Origin of the sequence: Collinsella vaginalis (assembly GCF_900176655.1) — a bacterium.
GTDB classification, from domain to species: Bacteria; Actinomycetota; Coriobacteriia; order Coriobacteriales; family Coriobacteriaceae; genus Collinsella; species Collinsella vaginalis.
The window spans coordinates 343,654-360,398 of sequence record NZ_LT838843.1; the positions used below are offsets into that span (position 1 = coordinate 343,654).

8 protein-coding genes are annotated in these 16,745 nt (G+C 62.4%); 7 read left to right on the plus strand and 1 reads right to left on the minus strand.

From position 1 onward, the window contains the following. Positions 1-3: 3 nt before the first annotated feature. Complete coding sequence (locus tag CAP13_RS03180) at positions 4-1,278, plus strand: glycosyltransferase family 4 protein (RefSeq protein WP_179184910.1); 1,275 nt, start codon at positions 4-6, stop codon at positions 1,276-1,278. A gap of 243 nt (positions 1,279-1,521) precedes the next feature. On the opposite strand, the gene glf is transcribed toward CAP13_RS03180, so the two are convergent. Beyond that, positions 1,522-2,646, minus strand: a complete 1,125-nt coding sequence (glf, locus tag CAP13_RS03185) for a UDP-galactopyranose mutase (protein WP_085830189.1) — start codon at positions 2,644-2,646, stop codon at positions 1,522-1,524. Between the two features lie 247 nt (positions 2,647-2,893). Between glf and CAP13_RS03190 the strand changes: the two genes are divergently transcribed. The 6 genes from CAP13_RS03190 to gmd all read left to right on the plus strand — a co-directional run bounded on the left by CAP13_RS03190 (position 2,894) and on the right by gmd (position 16,682). After that, positions 2,894-6,457 (plus strand): GH25 family lysozyme, encoded by a 3,564-nt coding sequence (locus CAP13_RS03190; RefSeq protein WP_179184911.1) that lies wholly within the window; start codon positions 2,894-2,896, stop codon positions 6,455-6,457. Between the two features lie 85 nt (positions 6,458-6,542). Further along, positions 6,543-9,152 (plus strand): NlpC/P60 family protein, encoded by a 2,610-nt coding sequence (locus CAP13_RS03195; protein WP_085830191.1) that lies wholly within the window; start codon positions 6,543-6,545, stop codon positions 9,150-9,152. A gap of 80 nt (positions 9,153-9,232) precedes the next feature. After that, a complete protein-coding gene (locus tag CAP13_RS10075) occupies positions 9,233-12,343 on the plus strand; it encodes a L,D-transpeptidase family protein (RefSeq protein ID WP_218775293.1) in 3,111 nt (1,036 codons plus the stop codon). 233 nt (positions 12,344-12,576) lie between these two features. Then, the gene (locus CAP13_RS03205; RefSeq protein WP_218775294.1) at positions 12,577-13,896 is read left to right on the plus strand and encodes a sugar phosphate nucleotidyltransferase; all 1,320 of its coding nucleotides are present in this window, start codon (positions 12,577-12,579) and stop codon (positions 13,894-13,896) included. After that, positions 13,877-15,604, plus strand: coding sequence for a phospho-sugar mutase (locus CAP13_RS03210; RefSeq protein WP_085830193.1), 1,728 nt, complete (start codon positions 13,877-13,879; stop codon positions 15,602-15,604). Before CAP13_RS03205 ends, CAP13_RS03210 begins: the two co-directional genes overlap by 20 nt. A gap of 31 nt (positions 15,605-15,635) precedes the next feature. Continuing rightward, positions 15,636-16,682 carry a GDP-mannose 4,6-dehydratase gene (gene gmd, locus CAP13_RS03215; RefSeq protein WP_085830194.1) on the plus strand — a complete coding sequence of 349 codons (1,047 nt, stop codon included), beginning with the start codon at positions 15,636-15,638 and terminating at the stop codon, positions 16,680-16,682. Positions 16,683-16,745: the final 63 nt, after the last annotated feature.

Sequence of the window (16,745 nt, forward strand, 5' to 3'; positions counted from 1 at the left end):
CGGATGGACGTGAACGGAGGGGCCATGCCGGGAAAACCGGAGGGGAAGGGGCGCATCGCCGTGGTGAGCGTGGATGCGCGGCTCGGGGATGAGGTCAAGGGCGCCACGCGCTACACCTACCTCGCGGCCCTGCTCGCATCGCGCGGCTACGAGGTCGACTTCATCACCGCGAGCTTCCAGCATTGGGAGAAGCGCCAGCGCGACCTCACCACCTTCAACGCCGCCGCCCATCCGTTCAATGTGCGCTTCATCGAAGAGCCGAGCTACCCGAAGAACATGTGCCCGCAGCGCATCTGGGCCCATCATGTGATGGCGCGGCGCACAGAGGCCTACCTCGACGCCCACCACGACTACGACCTCATCTACTGCCAGATCCCGCCGAACGATGTGACGCTCGCCGTGGGCCGCGCGGCCCGGCGGCACGGGATCCCCTTCGTGATCGACGTCAACGATCTCTGGCCGGAGGCCTTCCGCGTGGCCCTCGATGTGCCGGTCGTGTCAGACCTCCTCTTCGCCCCCTTTGAGCTGCAGGCACGCCGGGCCTTCGCGCTCGCCGACGCCATCGTGGGGACGAGCGAGGAGTATGCGGCCCGCGGCTTCCGCGACCGGGCTGAGGACATCCCCAAGCTCGTGCTCTACGTGGGCAACGACCTCGTCGCCTTCGATGCGGGGACGACCGCGCACGCCGCCGAGGTCATCAAGCCCGTCGGCGAGGTGTGGCTCACCTACGCGGGGAACATATCCGCCCTCTACGACCTGGAGACCCTCGTGCGCGCCGCCGCCAAGCTCGCACCTGCCCATCCCGGATTGCGCGTGAAGATCCTGGGCGACGGCCCGACCCGTCCCGATCTCGAGCGGGTGGTGGCTGAGACCGCCGCCCCGGTGGACCTCCTCGGTTACCTGCCCTATCCCGTGATGGCGGCCTACCTCACCGCGGCGGATGCGACGGTGAACTCGCTCGTGGCCGATGCCCCTCAGAGCGTGCCCACCAAGATCGGCGACTACCTCGCCGCCGGCCACCCGATGGTCAACACGTCGATGAACCCTGAGTTCCGCGCGAAGGTCGAGCGCGACGGCTTTGGGGTGAACGTGGCGCCGGGGGATGTCGCGGGTCTCGCGAGGGTTCTCGGTGAGCTGATCGCGGACGCGGATGCCCGGGATCGGATGGGCACCCGTGCCCGGGCCGTAGCCGAGGTCGAATTCGACCGTCGGCGCTCATATGATGCGGCCGTCGAGCTCATCGGCACGCTGATTGCAGAGCACCGCGCCACGCGCTGACCCGGATGCTGACAGGCACCGGCCCAAACGCTGACAGGTCGAAATTCGCCCTTTTATACGGCGAAAAGCCCTGTTTTTGACCTGTCAGCGTACGCCTGATTTGCTGGCAGATCTGAATCATGGCTTTCCTGCAGTAAAAAGAGGCAATATTGACCTGTCGGCATTCAGAAACGGGCTCCGGGTATGTACCCAGAGCCCGCTGTTCAGGACGCCGCTTCGTGCCGGGGAGACGGGCCCCGCTGCCTACGCCTCCGTCGGCTCGATCTTGAGCTCGCGCCGCACCAGGCGGAATGCTGCCGCCACGGCCTTGTCCATGTCGTAGTAGCGGTACTCGCCCAGCCGCCCCGCGAACACGACCTTGCCCTCGGATTTCGCCAGCTCGGCGTACTGCTTGTACAGCTCGGCGTTGCGCTCGTTGTTGAGCGGGTAGTACGGCTCGTCGCCCGGCTTCCAGTCCGCCGGGTACTCGTGCGTGATGACCGTGGTCTCCTGCTCGCCGAACTCGAAGTGCTTGTGCTCGATGATGCGGGTGTAGGGGACGTCGCGCTCCGTGTAGTTCACGACGGCCACACCCTGGTGGTTCACCTCGTTGAGTTCCTCGGTCTCGAACCGGAGGCTGCGGTACTCGAGGGTGCCGAGCTTGTAATCGTAGAAGCCGTCGATGGGGCCGCAGTAGATGACGCGGTCGGCGATATCGGGCTGCTCGGCGATGAGGTTGCGGTACTCGACGCCGAGGCGGACCTCGGTGCCTTCGAGCATCGCATCGATCAGCTTGGTGTAGCCGCCCATGGGGATGCCCTGGAAGCGGTCGTTGAAGTAGTTGTTGTCGTAGATGAAGCGGCAGGGGAGGCGGCGGATGATGTGCGCGGGCAGCTCGGTGCAGTCGCGGCCCCACTGCTTCTCGGTGTAGCCCTTGACGAGCTTCTCGAAGATGTCGCGCCCAACGAGGGACAGGGCCTGCTCCTCGAGGTTCTGCGGCTCCTCGATGCCCTCGCGGGCGATCTGCTCGTCGATCTTGGCGCGGGCGTCGGCGGGGGTGACGACGCCGGGCCACATCTTGGCGAAGGTGTTCATGTTGAAGGGCAGGTTGTAGACCTCGCCCTTGTAGTAGGCGACGGGGGAGTTCACGTAGTTGTTGAACTCGGCGAAGCGGTTGACGTAATCCCACACCTCGCGCATGGAGGTGTGGAAGATATGGGCGCCGTACACATGCACGTTGATGCCGTGGACATCCTCGGTGTACATGTTGCCTGCCGTGTGGTTGCGACGGTCGATGACCAGGCACGTCTTCCCGGCTCGGCGGGCCTCGTGGGCGAAGATGGCGCCGGTGACACCGGCCCCGACAACGAGGTAGTCATACTGAGACATGGATCCTCCGATTCACGCAGGCACGATGGACTTTGTGGTCATGGTACCAGAGCGGGGTGGACCACGTGCAGAGGGGCGGGGTTCTTCGATCTCGCACCGCGTGTATTGGATCGATGCCGGTGGCACCGACTTATTGTTCAAAGATATCAAAACTGTCAGAAAAACCCGGGGTATCGTCTGCAGATGTGAACGTGGGATGACGTATATTGGTGAGTGCAAATGCAGCTTTTGCCGGGAAGGAACTGACATGCCCCGATCCAGATTCGCGCTCTCAGCGCTTCTGACCGCCGTGCTCGCCTTCGCCCCGCTCGTCCAACCCTTTGCGGTCTACGCCGAGAGCCAGCAGAGCGCGGCCGAGGCAGCGGCGACTGTGACGCCCGATCCTCAGGCGTCCACGCAAACGGAGGACACCGCTTCGTCAGACACCTCCGATGACGCCGCGACGGAGACGGCCGAGGCTGACGAGCAGCCCGCGGCGCCGCAGGAGGCTACACAGGAGCCGGCGGCAGACGAGGGCGAGGGGGAGGGCGCTGCAGACGCCGAATCCAGCTCCGACACGCCTTCCTCCGATCTGTCCATGGCGAACTCCTGGCGCTACGAGGACGGCCAGATCAAGGCGGTCGGCGGGCCCGCGGAGAACGGTCCCGCGTACCGCGCCACGCGCGTGACCCTGCCGAGCGGCGCCACCGCCTGGGGTATCGACGTGAGCTATGCGAACGGTGTCATCGATTGGGCTAAGGTCAAACAGGCGGGTGTTGAGTTCGCGATCATCCGCCTGGGTTACGGTTGGGGCGGGGACGACGACCAGTTCCTGAGGAACATCGCCGGGGCCCAGCGAAACGGCATCAAGTTCGGCGTCTACCTCTACAGCTACGCATGGGATACAGAAAGCGCGAAGAAAGAGGCCAACTGGACACTCACCGTTTTGAAGAAGGCGGGGCTCAGTCCATCCGACCTCGCGCTCCCGGTCTATTACGACATCGAGAACACCGATAAGAGCGGTGTGCCGGCCGGTGTCGACGATAACAACAAGTACCGCCAGATCACGGGCGGGCCGGCCGCGTTTGCTGCCATGGCGCAGGCCTACTGCGACGCTATCAAGGCCCAGGGCTACACCCCCGGCGTGTACACGAGCACGAGCTGGTGGGAGACGAACCTCTCGAGTCCCGTGTTCAACCAGTGGGAGCGCTGGGTCGCCCAGTGGAACGTCACCAACACCTACGGTGGCACGTACAGCATGTGGCAGTATACCTCGCGTGGTTCGGTCGCGGGCATCTCGGGGAACGTGGACCTGAACTACTCGTATGACCCACGGTTCGCCCGACCCGATATGTCGAACATGAAGACCACCGCCTCGCTTTCGGGCGGCATCTTGAACATGGGGATCTCCGGCTTCCCGTCCGAGGCATCGAATGTCGCCTTCTCGATCACCTCGCCGTCCGGTGCCGTCACCTGGCACCAGGCGAGCAGGCGCGCCGATGGAAGCTGGACGGCGACGGCGGACACCCTGCGCATCTTCGACCGTGCTGGCTCCTACCGCGTCACGGCGTACGGCACCTTCGGTTTCTATACCTATGACCTCACGTCTGCCTCTGTTCAGATCGATCGGCCTACGCCGGCCGTCTCCCTCGCTGCGCGCGACGGCAAGCTTGAGACCACGGCATCTGGCTGGAACGTCAACCCGAGCAACGTCGCCTTCAAGGTGACCTCTCCGGGTGGTGGGGTCCGCTGGTACCAGGCGACTCGTTCGACTAACGGCAGCTGGAGCGCCTCCATACCCGCAGGTGCCGATTTCGGCGCGTACGGCTCCTACGAGTCGGAGGCGTACGCCACCTTTGGCGGAAAAACCGAATCGTATGGCCTGGCCCGTGTGAACGTCGCGTCTCCCAAGCCTGCGACGACTGCTTCCGTCGATGGCGGGACTCTGGCTGCTCGCGTGAGCGGCTGGACCCTCGACCCCTCAAACGTCGCGTTCCGTATCGTTTCCCCCACCGGGGCGGAGCGCTGGTATCAAGCACGCCGCCAGTCCGACGGCTCGTGGACGGCGAGCGTCGACAGCATCTCCGACTTCGGGAACGTTGGTTCCTACACCGTGACGTCCTTCGCCACCTTCGCCGGTAAGACCGTGAGCTATGGTTCGGACACAGCCCAAGTCAGCGCCGGAGATGTTCGCGTCACGGGGTCTGCATCCGCATCCGGAGCCGACCTCACATTCGCGGCATCGGGCTGGGGCATAGCGCCCTCCAATGCCGCATTCCGTCTCGAGCTCCCTTCGGGAGATGTAGCCTGGGTCCAGGCGTACCGCCAGCAGGATGGCTCGTGGACGGCGCAGGTCCAGGCTCTCTCCGTGTACAAGCAGCTCGGCGCCTATCGTGCCACCGTCTACGCGACGTTTGGCGGTAGGACCTCCCAGTTCGGCGAAACGGCCGTGGCGCGGGCGACGATGGGGGGCATCCGGGTCTCGGCGACCGCCGAGGATGCGAACCTCACCTTCTCCGTCTCCGGCTGGGACAAGGCCCCCTCGAATGTGGCCTTTGCGGTCAAACTTCCGACAGGTGCCACAAGGTGGATCCAGGCGGTCCGCCGCGATGACGGCTCATGGGCGGCGTCTGGTTCGGCGACGGACACCTTCGGTGCCTGGGGAACCTATCGTGTGAGCGCCTATGCGACGTTCGACGGGACAACCATCACGGTCGGCGGGGACACCGTCGAGGCGAGCGCCGGACCGGTCAAGGCCTTCGCGACCGTCTCGAATGCGACCGACCTCTCCCTCTCGGCCTCGGGTTGGTGGATAGACCCCAAGAACGTTGCCTTCGAGGTCGTGCTCCCCTCGGGAGCGTCCAAATGGGTCCAAGCGTCTCGCCAGGAGAGCGGCGCGTGGGCGGCGAATGTCTCTGTCTTGCGTGACCTCGGCGAGTGGGGTACCTATCGCATCAAGGTATACGCCACCATCGGCAAGCTCACCTCGAATCTCGCTTCGACGACAGCGACGGCCAGTCTGGGTTCAATCACGGTCAGCTCACGCATCACATCGGGCGGAAACGCCTTCGATGTGGTCATCAAGGGTTTTAACGTCACCCCATCGAACCTGGCTTTCGAGATCGTCCTTCCCCAGGGTGGCTCAAAATGGATTCAGGGTGTCCGTCAAGCGGATGGCTCATGGGCTGCCACAGGGTACGCCTGGCAGGGGTACTCGGTGTACGGGACCTACCGCGTGCGTACCTACATCAGCCTTTCGGGAAGCAAACCCTTCGTCTTGCCGGCCGAGACCTCGTTCGTATTCCCGCCGTACATCGGCTATCAGAACCCTGCCGGCTACTACCAGGTTTCCAATCAGAACGTTCAGGTCAAGAATCAGGGGCAGGGCATCTTCGGGTACGCCTCGCCGTCGCGCATCCCCTACAACGCCACGCGCAACGACCTCGTGAACACGCTCATAACCCGCGCCATGGATTACCTGGGGACTCCCTATAAGTGGGACTACTCTTGCGCGCCGGGTATCGGGGTGGACTGCGCCGGTCTGGTCATGCAGGGCCTTTACGCCACCGGCATGGAGCTTTCCCCCTATAACCCGTGGGATCACTACTACACGCCGGGCCATGATCAGTACGCGAACCACATGTGGAACAACCCCCGCTTCAAGCGCGTCTCCTTCGGTGAGCGCCAGCCGGGCGACCTGATTTGCTACGCCGGCCATATATCGATCTATCTCGGTAATGACCGTGTTATCGAGGCATATCCGCCGAAGGTCATGATCTCGAGCGTGTACGCGCGTGCGGGTATGAAGGGCGTGTTGAGGCCGTTTATTTAAACCTCGCCTCCTAGGTGGTACACTTGGCCGAAGGGCCTGGTACGACGCCAGGTATGTGCTGTGCATCAACTGTTGGGGAACGAACATGAATAAGAAGCGTGTCTTCGTATCTATCCTGGTCGCGCTGCTTGCGCCCGGTGCCGCTGCGGTGCCGGGCGCGGTTTTCGCTGACGAGGCACCGGCCGATCAGCTCGCTGTGACGGCGGCGCAAGGAGGCCAGGAGGAGGCGATCGTAACCGACGCGCCTCAGGATCACGGTGCCAGCGCATCAGCGTCCGCAGCTGGAGACGATGATGCCCTCCCATCGAACGAGACGCCCGCGTCAGATCTGGGAGAGGGGGATGTCGCGACGTCTCCCGCCCGCGAGCAAGCGGAGGTCGCATCGGTGGCGGTGGAGGCCAGGGCGGCCGTCGAAGGTGGCAACCTCGTGCTCTCAGCGTCAGCTTGGGCCCAGGCGCCCAGCAACGTCGCGTTCGAGATCATCCCGGCGTCCGGCTCCTCACGGTGGCTTAAGGGCGTGCGCGGCGCTGATGGGTCCTGGGCCCTCAAAACGCGACTGGGGAACGCCGTCACCGTGCTGGGGACGTACAAGGTACGGGTATGGGCGACGGTCTCCGGTTCAACGACGTCAGTTGCCGCCACCTCGTTCACGGTGGCTGCGGGAGACGCCCAAGTGCGTGCGGATGGTACCGGCGCGACCGCGCATCTCGAGGCTTCAGGGTGGTCCATTCCGCCCAGCAACGTAGCATTTCAGGTGAAGAGCCCCTCAGGACGGGAGGCCTGGATTCAGGCCAGCGAGACTTCTGGGGGCGTGTGGTCGGCAGCCATCTCCTCAATGCTGGGCGGCGTCTTCGAAGACGGCACCTACACGGTTACCGCGTGGGCGACCCATCTGGGGGCCACGTCGGCATATGCGAGCGCCACATGCCAGATAGATGGCACTGAGGTGCAGGTGGCCGCGGAGGAGACCACATCAGGGATCTCATTCCGGGCGGATGGTTTCGCCGAGCGTCCGCGTAACGTTGCCTTCGAGGTGAGGCTGCCAGGTGGTACGACCCGATGGATCCAGGCGATCGCGCTTTCAGACGGCGCGTGGAGCGGAGCCCTCACCGCCAAAGATGGCGTGAACGCGTTCGGCGTGTACTCTGCCACCGTCTGGGCTACCTTCGGCTCTAAGACGGCCCCCTATGCGTCGACGACCCATGCGCTGTCGCTGCCGACGATGCAGGTAACAACCGCTCGGACCGATCAGGGTGCCATCCTCATATCGGCGCTCAATTGGAGCGCAACGCCTAAGAATGTGGCGTTCGAACTCACGGGCGGCGCCCGCTCAATCTGGATTCAAGCTGTGCGCGGGCAGGATGGATCATGGCTCGCGGAGGTCCCAAGGTCCATCGCAGGTGCACGGTGCGCGCGCGTGTGGGCCACCATGGGCGTTGTGACCGGTGCCGTGGGGGAGACGGCTATCGAAGAGGGGACCACCGCGCATGTCACATCGGAGTTGACGGATGGCTCCCTGAGCTTCACCGCTTCGAGCTGGAGCAGCGCGCCCTCGAATGTTGCCTTCCAGGTCACGGGACCATCGGGCATCTCCCGCTGGCTCCAGGCGGAACGTCAACCCGACGGCAGCTGGAGCGCAGCCGCAACGTTCTCCGCAGTGGGCGGCTCTTGGGGTTCCTACCACGTGGTGGCATGGGCGACCGTGGACTCCAAGACGGCCCCGGCGGGATGGGACGCGCTCGAGGTAACCGCCGGTCGCATCTCGACGAACGCGGTGACGCGGGGCACGAGGGCGACCCTTTCAGCGTCTGGTTGGGCCATTGCCCCCGAGAACGTCGCGTTCAAGGTGCTGAAGCCACAGGGCGGAGAGGTTTGGATCCAGGCGATCCGACAAGCCGACGGCAGTTGGGCCGCTGATGTTTCGGCTCCCCTCAACCTGCGCGCCTGGGGCAGCTTCTCCGCGCAGACCGTCGCCACCATCGATGGGGCCGTCCATTATTTCGACTCCGCTCGGTTCACGGTCTCAGCAGGGTCCGTGCGAGTTAACGCTGCCGTCGGCACCGCATCGTTCACCCTCACCGCGCAGGGCTGGACCAGGGTGCCGTCTAATGTCGCCTTCCGTGTGGACACGCCCACGGGCACCATTTGGCTCCAGGGCGTCCGTAAATCTGACGGCTCTTGGACAGCAACCGCTGGACAAGAGAACGGCTTGATCGTCATGGGAAAGCACATCGCCACTGCATACGCGACGATCGAGGGCGTGACCCTGCCGTTCGACACGGTGAATTTCATCTTCTACCCGCGCTATCCCCTCTACGCGTCCGCAAGTGCTGTGGAGCGCCATATCGTCGATACGGCCTTGGCCACGCCTTCCCCCGGTGGAGGGCTGTGCGCGATGTGGGTCGAGCAGGTGTATGAGCGGGCAGGTGTTGCCAGCTTCTTCGGCGATGCCCGTGACCTGTATTGGGCCTACTGCACGTCAGCTGATCCCTTGCAACTGCGCGTCGGGATGCTCGTGGCGACCCCGTCGCATCCCCACACCACGATGGGCTCCATCTACGGGCATGTCGGCATTTACATGGGTGACGGCAAGATCATCAGCAACGTCGGCAAGATCAAGATCGAATCGTTGGACGACTTCATCCGGCATTACGGCGTCACGCATCAGGTGCGTTGGGGCTTTCCGACCCGCTGAGGTTTGGCGCACTTGGCAAAATCGTGTCCGGACCCGGTGATATACCCGCAGTGCGTTGGTTTTAGAGAGATGGGATGTATATGAAACGCTTTCGCATACCGGTCATCGGCGCGCTCGCGCTTGTGTTGGGATGCGGCCTCACCGCGACTCCCGCCCTGGCGTTCGGGGATGACGCCACGGCTGAAGCGGGCCAGCCGGATGCAGTCCCCACGCAGGTAGAGGCCACGCAACCCTCAGTTGAGGTTGAGGGGGACGGTTCAGATCGCAGCGCCACCCCTTCGCAGGAGGAAACAGACCCGGCCACCCCAGCCGCCGCACCGGCACTTGCGGTTGAGTCCGACGGCACCACGCTCGCCCTCAAGGTGAGCGGCTTCTCCTCCGCGCCCTCCAACGTCGCATTCGCTGCCACGTCCCAAGGAGGTGCGACCCAGTGGGTCCAGGCGTCTGTGGTGGATGATGGCATTTGGACCGCCTCCTTGCCGGTTCCCTCAAGCAAGATCCGTTGGGGCCAGGTGACCATCGCGGCTTGGGCAACCATCGACGGCAACACAGAGGCTGTCGCCACCAAGACGACAACGGTGGCGGCGCCGACAACGCGGATCAGCGCTATGGCTTCAGGCGCCCTCCTCAAGCTCGCTGCCGATAGCTGGAGCGCCGAGCCCCAGAACGTCGCCTTCGCCGTGACCACGCCCGCGGGGAAGACCGTCTGGTTCCAGGGCATCCATCAGGCGGACGGTTCTTGGACGGCGAGTCCGTCGGTTACCCGTGAGCTTGGATCCTGGGGAGCCCAGAAGGTTGAGGTGTACGCCACGTTCAACGCGGTGACCGCGTCGTTTGGTGCCACCAAGGTGAATATCGGACTCGGGGAAGTCTCAACGGGAGCCTCGGTTTCGGGTGCCACGGTCTCCCTATCGGCAAGTGGATGGACCATAGAGCCCGCAAACGTCGCCTTCGAGATAGCAGGGCCCGCGGGTCCTTCTCGTTGGGTGCAGGCGAAGCGGCAATCCGATGGCAGTTGGACCGCATCGGTCTCAGTGACTGGTGATCTGGGTGCATGGGGCACCTACCAGGTCAAGACCTGGGCTAACCTGGGTGCTGTCACGGCCGTTGTATCGCGCTCGTCCTTCACGGCGAGCGCCGGGACACCCCAGGTGAGTGCCTCGAGCACAGGGGCCGTCATTGCGCTCTCCGCATCGGGATGGACAACGGCTCCGTCGAATGTCGCCTTCCAGGTGAGACGGCCTTCGGGCACCGAGATCTGGATCCAGGCGCGCCGCGGCGCAAACGGCTCCTGGACCGCCTCCACCTCCTCCATGGCTGGCGGTGTCATCGACAACGGCACCTACACGGTCACTGCTTGGGCAACGCACGGCAAGCTCACCGCTGCGTTCGGAACCGCGAGCTGCGATGCGCGCGCAGCGGGGGTAAGCGCGACTGCCAGCACCACGGACAGGGCGATTACCTTTACCGCCTCGGGATTTGCCGAGAATCCGGGCAATGTCGCCTTCGAGGTCAGCACGCCGAAGGGCAGGATCCTCTGGCTGCAGGCGCGCCGCGCTGTCGACGGCAGCTGGGCGGCGACGCTCGATGCCATCTCAGGCGTTGGCGAGGCGGGGGCGTACACGGCCACTGCGTGGGTCTCCTTCGGCTCGACGACGGCCGCATACGCTTCAACGTCCACCGTGTTCGTGGCGCCTTCCGCCACGGTCGCGGCGGTTCGCGATGGGTCGCAGATCCGCATGACGGCGACCGCATGGAGCGTCGCCCCCTCAAATGTCGCGTTCGAGGTCCGTGATGGGGCCAAGCTCACGTGGGTCCAGGGCGTCAAGGCCGCTGATGGAACATGGTCGGCGCAGGTTTCCGCCCCGCTGTCAGGGATGCGTCAGATTCGCGCATGGGGCACCGTCGGCAAGCTCACTGCCCCGGCCGGATCCGCGGCGATCGGCGCTGCAGGGAGCGCGTCCGTGACCGCGGAGGCCCAGGGCGCCTCGCTCGCACTCACTGCCTCCGGATGGCAGACCGTGCCCTCGAATGTCGCTTTCCAGATCACGTCGCCGGCGGGTGTCGAACGTTGGCTCCAGGGTACGAGGCAAGAGGACGGCGCCTGGGCTGCGTCCCCCACAGTCAACGCCCTCGGTGGCGCTTGGGGCACCTACGCGGTGACGGCCTGGGCCACCGTGGACGGAAAAACGTCGGCAACTGGTTTCGCAGCGGTCACCGTGAGCGCCGGACAGGTGCAGACCACGGCCTCCGCGTCGGGCTCTTTGGCGACGATCACGGCATCGGGTTGGGATGTCATCCCTTCCAACGTCGCGTTCAAAATCTCAAAGCCCTCTGGTGAGGTTGTCTGGATGCAGGCAGCCAAGCGTGCAGACGGCGCGTGGACCCTTGAGGCGTCTCTCGGTCGAGATCTCCGTGCCTGGGGAACTTTCTCGGTCCAGACCTACGCCACCATCGATGGATCCACGTACGCCTTCGATAGCGCGCGCTTCACGTTCTCCGCGGGTTCGGTGCGCCTGTCGCAGAGCATCGAGGACACTTCGTTCTCCATCGCGGCACGCGGTTGGACGCGTGTGCCCTCGAACGTCTCGTTCCGTGTCGACACCCCGGCCGGCACGAGCTGGGTACAGGGCCGCCGGCAGACGGATGGATCGTGGACCATGTGGGCCAGCCAGGCAGACGGCTTTTGGGCCCAGGGAACCTACACGATCACGGCCTTCGCCACCATCGACGGCGTGACGTCGCCGTTTGGATCCACGAGCTTCCAGTTCCCGCGTTTCCAAAACGATATGCACCGTCGTGCCCAGTGGTACGCGAGCAACACCAACTGGCTCCTTATGATCGATACCGCCGCATGCCGCGTGGGTGTCTACAATGGGCGTCAGGGTAACTGGAACCAGGTGTTCTACTGGGCGGCGAGCCCGGGTAAGCCGTCGACGCCCACGGTGAAGGGTGAGTTCACGGTTGGCCTTCGCGGGTACGTGTTCGGGCACGGGTACAGCTGCTACTACTGGACCCAGTTCTACGGGGACTACCTCTTCCACTCAGTGCTGTACAACCAGAACAGCTCCACGATCATGGATGGCCGCCTCGGCCAGCAGCTGAGTCATGGCTGTGTGCGCCTGGCGATCGAGAATGCCAAGTGGATTAACCAGAATATCCCTTCGGGCACGAAGGTCGTCGTGTACTAAGAAACAACGAGTTGGCGCGTTCCGGCTTGCCCTCACGCCCTATAGCGACCCTGCCATGAGATCAATTGGCAGGGTCGCCTTCTTTGTTGATTGAGCCGTTTCTTTGTTCCTACCTCGCTGTGTGCCGAAGATGTGAGTTGCGGTTGCTGAAATAGGCGGATGGTATCATTCTCGAAGTCTGTAAACTGCCGCTCTGCTAAATCGAACGGGGAATATTCGTCTTGCTTACTACCGTGAAACCTGCTCATATCGTCCTGCTTTCCGGTGGTTCTGGAAGCCGGCTCTGGCCCCTTTCCAACGATGCGCGCTCCAAGCAATTCCTCAAAGTGCTGCGTAACGAGGAGGGGGAGCACGTTTCGATGGTGCAGCGAACGTTCGAGCAGATCCAGCGCGCCCTCCCGGAGTCTGTAGTGACGGTGGCGACTTCGGCGTCACAGGTGGAGGCTCTACGGGGTCAGGTCACAGGGAATTATGAGATCGTGGTCGAACCTGAACGCCGTGACACGGCACCGGCGATCCTGCTTGCCTGCAAGCACCTGGAGGACGTTCAGAACGTGAATCGCGATGACACAGTCGTTGTGATGCCCATCGATTCATACGTTGATGACGCCTACTTCTCCTGCGTCCGCCTACTCAATGAAGCCGTTCAGCAAAACGCGGGTGATATCGTCCTCCTCGGTGTCGAGCCGACTTATCCATCGGAGAAGTACGGATACATCGTCCCAACACGATTCGAAGGTGCACCTCGTTCAGTTAGTAGATTCGAGGAGAAGCCCACTGAAAGCCGTGCGAGGTCCTTGATAGATCAGGGGGCGCTTTGGAACTGTGGCGTTTTTGGCTTTCGCCTTAGTTTCGTGCTCGATCTCATTGGTCGCTACGGAGCGTTCCCCACCTTTTCTGATCTACGAATGCGCTATGAAGAGCTCCCAAAGAACAGTTTTGATTATGAGGTCGTCGAGCATGCGGAGCGCATTGCAGTCGTCCCCTATTCGGGGTCTTGGAAAGACTTAGGGACATGGAACACGCTTACGGAGGAGATGCGTGATGCAGTCGCCGGCCGCGTGTATCAGGCACCCGATTCGTGCGATAACGTGCACGTCATCAACGAACTCGATCTTCCCCTGGTTGTCGCGGGTCTCTCTGATGCTGTTGTTGTGGCGACTCCGGATGGTGTTTTAGTCTCCAGCAAAGAGGCCTCGGCCCATATCAAGGCGACCGTAAAAGAGGCGGCAGAGGATTTTCCACTGCAGGACAAGACCGCTTGGGGTTCCTACCGTTATGTGGACCTCAATGCATTCTCCTGTGAGCGGCCGCGGCTCGTGAAAGAGGTCAGCGTTTGCGGTGGTATGACTGCTCCAGATCTTGGAGACGAAGCGTACCGCGGGCTATGGACGTTCGTGCAGGGTGAAGGGGAGTTTTCACTCGATAGCACAGTGCATGTTCTTCGCGTGGGGGAGACGGTCGTGGTTCCTGCAGGTTCGACCTTCTCGATCACGGCGAGCGAGGATGTCCATGCCTTGGTTACCCTGACCGATGACGCTCCTGTTTCGTGAGGTGGAGATGAACGTTTCCGATATCGCTGCTGATTGGCTGGCGCATGTTGACGAGGCCGACCGCAAAGCGGTCGCGGATCTGATCGCGGGTCCCGCGTCTGATCTCGCTGATGCATTCTGGCGTGACCTCGCTTTTGGAACCGGTGGGATGCGCGCCGTGCTTGGGATGGGAACCAACCGTCTGAACTCGTACACCGTTGCCCGTGCGAGCCAAGGAGTCGCTTCCTACCTCGCCTCACGTGAAGGCGGCCCTCAGGTGGCCATCGCCTATGATACGAGGAGGATGAGCCGTGAGCTCGCTGAGCGGGCCGCGTGCGTCTTCGCCGGAAACGGCGTTCAAACGTATTTGTTTTCCCAGGTGGCGCCAACGCCTCTGCTATCGTTTGCCGTGCGTGACCTGGGTTGTGATGCCGGCATCGTAATCACGGCATCGCATAACCCGGCGGAGTACAACGGGTTTAAGGTCTACGGTTCGGATGGATGCCAGATCACCACAGAGGCAGCCCGCGCCATCCAGCGGGAGATCAACGCCGTGGAGATCTTTAGGGATGTGCTCTCTGCGGCATTCGAGCGTGCAGTCGATGGTGGGTTTATCCGCTACGTACCCCATGAGCTGGTAGAGCGTTACTATGCCGCGACGCTTTCTGTTTCAACGGGGGAGCCTGTTCATGATGTCGAGCTCGTGTATTCCCCTCTGAACGGCACGGGCAATGTGCCGGTGCGCACTGTTCTTGAGCGTCTCGGGGTGGATCGCATTGAGGTGGTAGGGGCACAAGAGCTACCTGATCCGTTCTTCACCACTTGTCCGAAGCCTAACCCCGAGAATCAGGCGGCGCTTGAGCTTGGATTTCAATTGTGCCGGGAATCCGGTATCTCCTTGCTCGTGGCGACTGATCCTGACGCCGATCGGGTGGGCGTTGGCGTGCTGCATGAAGGCGCCGAGGTCCGGCTTTCCGGGAATGAGATCGGCCTGCTCTTATTGGATTGGCTGGCAAGTCGTTTAAGCGATGCGGATTGTGCACAAAAAGTCGCCATGACCACTATCGTTTCTGCCCCCATGGCCGATGACATTGCTAGACATTATGGGTTTGAGCTTCGGCGCACCCTGACCGGCTTCAAGTTCATCGGAGAGCAGATCGGTCTACTCGAGCAAGAAGGCCGCGTCGACAACTTCCTATTCGCTTTTGAGGAGAGCCTCGGCTACCTCAAAGGCACGGATGTGCGTGACAAGGACGGGGTTCAGGCCGTGATCCTCATTTGCGAACTCGTAGCGCACTACCGAGCGCAGGGTATGGATCTTGTGGATGCCCGTGATGATTTGTACCGTCGCTTTGGAAGTTGGTCGGGGACGCAGATGTCAGTTGATTTCCCAGGCGAGCAAGGTGCTCGGGATATGGATGCGGCCTTGGCCCGCCTCCGGTCCACGCCCCCGTCGAACCTTGCCGGCATTGGCATCGATCAGCGTTTTGATTACCGCGATGGCGCGCCGATGCCTGCGGTTAACGGTACCGGGGCGGCGCAGATGCTCCCGCCTGCGAACGTTCTTGAATACCGGCTGCAAGATGGTAGCCGCATCCTCATCCGTCCGTCAGGAACCGAGCCAAAACTCAAAGTCTATGTTTTCGCCCGCGGTGCGAGCATGGTCGCCGCATCAAGTCTTTGCACAGCTTTGGAGGAGGAGCTCAAACGGTTACTGCTCTCTGTTTAGTAACATCCTGCAGGATTCTTGGAGGTCTGCAATGAAAAAAGCACTTATTACCGGTATCACTGGGCAAGATGGAAGCTATCTCGCTGAGCTTCTGATTGAAAAGGGGTATGAAGTCCATGGCTTGGTGAGGCGGTCTGCTTCGCATAACACCGATCGCATAGATCATCTGATCGCTGCAGGTTCGGTTGCTCTCCACGACGGAGATCTCGGCGATTCATCATCGATCATTCGCGTGGTCAACCTTGTTAGGCCCGACGAGATCTACAATCTTGCAGCCCAGAGCCATGTGGGCGTCTCATTTGATGCAGCGGAGTATACCGGCGATATTGACGCCATCGGCGTCCTGCGCGTTCTTGAAGCTGTCCATATACTTGGGCTCGATGCGACGTGCAAGGTTTATCAGGCATCAACCTCTGAGCTCTTCGGGAAGGTTGAGGAGGTCCCGCAACGCGAGACGACTCCTTTCCATCCGTTTTCACCATATGCAGTGGCAAAGCAGTATGGGTATTGGATGATCAAGGAATACCGTGAGGCATACGGGGTCTTTGCAGTCAACGGGATTCTGTTCAACCATGAGAGCGAGCGTCGGGGGGAGACCTTCGTCACCCGCAAGATCACTCGAGCCGTGGGGCGTATCGCCCACGGACTGCAGGATCATCTTGAGCTTGGGAACCTTGATTCCCTGCGCGATTGGGGGTACGCCAAGGATTTCGTTGAGTGCATGTGGCTCATCATGCAGCAGGACGAGCCAGATGATTTCGTGATCGCAACAGGTGTGCAGCACTCAGTGCGCGAGTTCGTCACGTGGTCCTTCGCAGAGGCCGGTATCGAGATTGTTTGGAGCGGTGTCGGCCTCGAGGAGGTGGGCACGGATGCAGCTACTGGGAAGGTGCTCGTACGCGTGAATCCTCAGTTCTATCGTCCTACAGACGTGGTGAACCTTTGGGGCGATCCCACTAAAGCACGTGAGAAGTTGGGATGGGACCCGCAGAAGACCTCCTGTGAGGAGTTGTGTCGGATCATGACCCGCCATGATCTTGAGCTGGCAGAAAATGAGGCACGGGCGGTGCGCGCTTGATGGCGGGGGAACGACGGGCCCTTGTCATCGGAGCGGCGGGGGTTGTTTTTTCTCTTTTAAAAC

Bases quoted from the DNA above. Each gene is read 5' to 3' on its own strand.
- CAP13_RS03180 (WP_179184910.1), top strand. From the start codon at position 4: ATGGACGTGAACGGAGGGGCCATGCCGGGAAAACCGGAGGGGAAGGGG.
- glf (WP_085830189.1), bottom strand. From the start codon at position 2,646: ATGTCTCAGTATGACTACCTCGTTGTCGGGGCCGGTGTCACCGGCGCC.
- CAP13_RS03190 (WP_179184911.1), top strand. From the start codon at position 2,894: ATGCCCCGATCCAGATTCGCGCTCTCAGCGCTTCTGACCGCCGTGCTC.
- CAP13_RS03195 (WP_085830191.1), top strand. From the start codon at position 6,543: ATGAATAAGAAGCGTGTCTTCGTATCTATCCTGGTCGCGCTGCTTGCG.
- CAP13_RS10075 (WP_218775293.1), top strand. From the start codon at position 9,233: ATGAAACGCTTTCGCATACCGGTCATCGGCGCGCTCGCGCTTGTGTTG.
- CAP13_RS03210 (WP_085830193.1), top strand. From the start codon at position 13,877: ATGACGCTCCTGTTTCGTGAGGTGGAGATGAACGTTTCCGATATCGCT.
- gmd (WP_085830194.1), top strand. From the start codon at position 15,636: ATGAAAAAAGCACTTATTACCGGTATCACTGGGCAAGATGGAAGCTAT.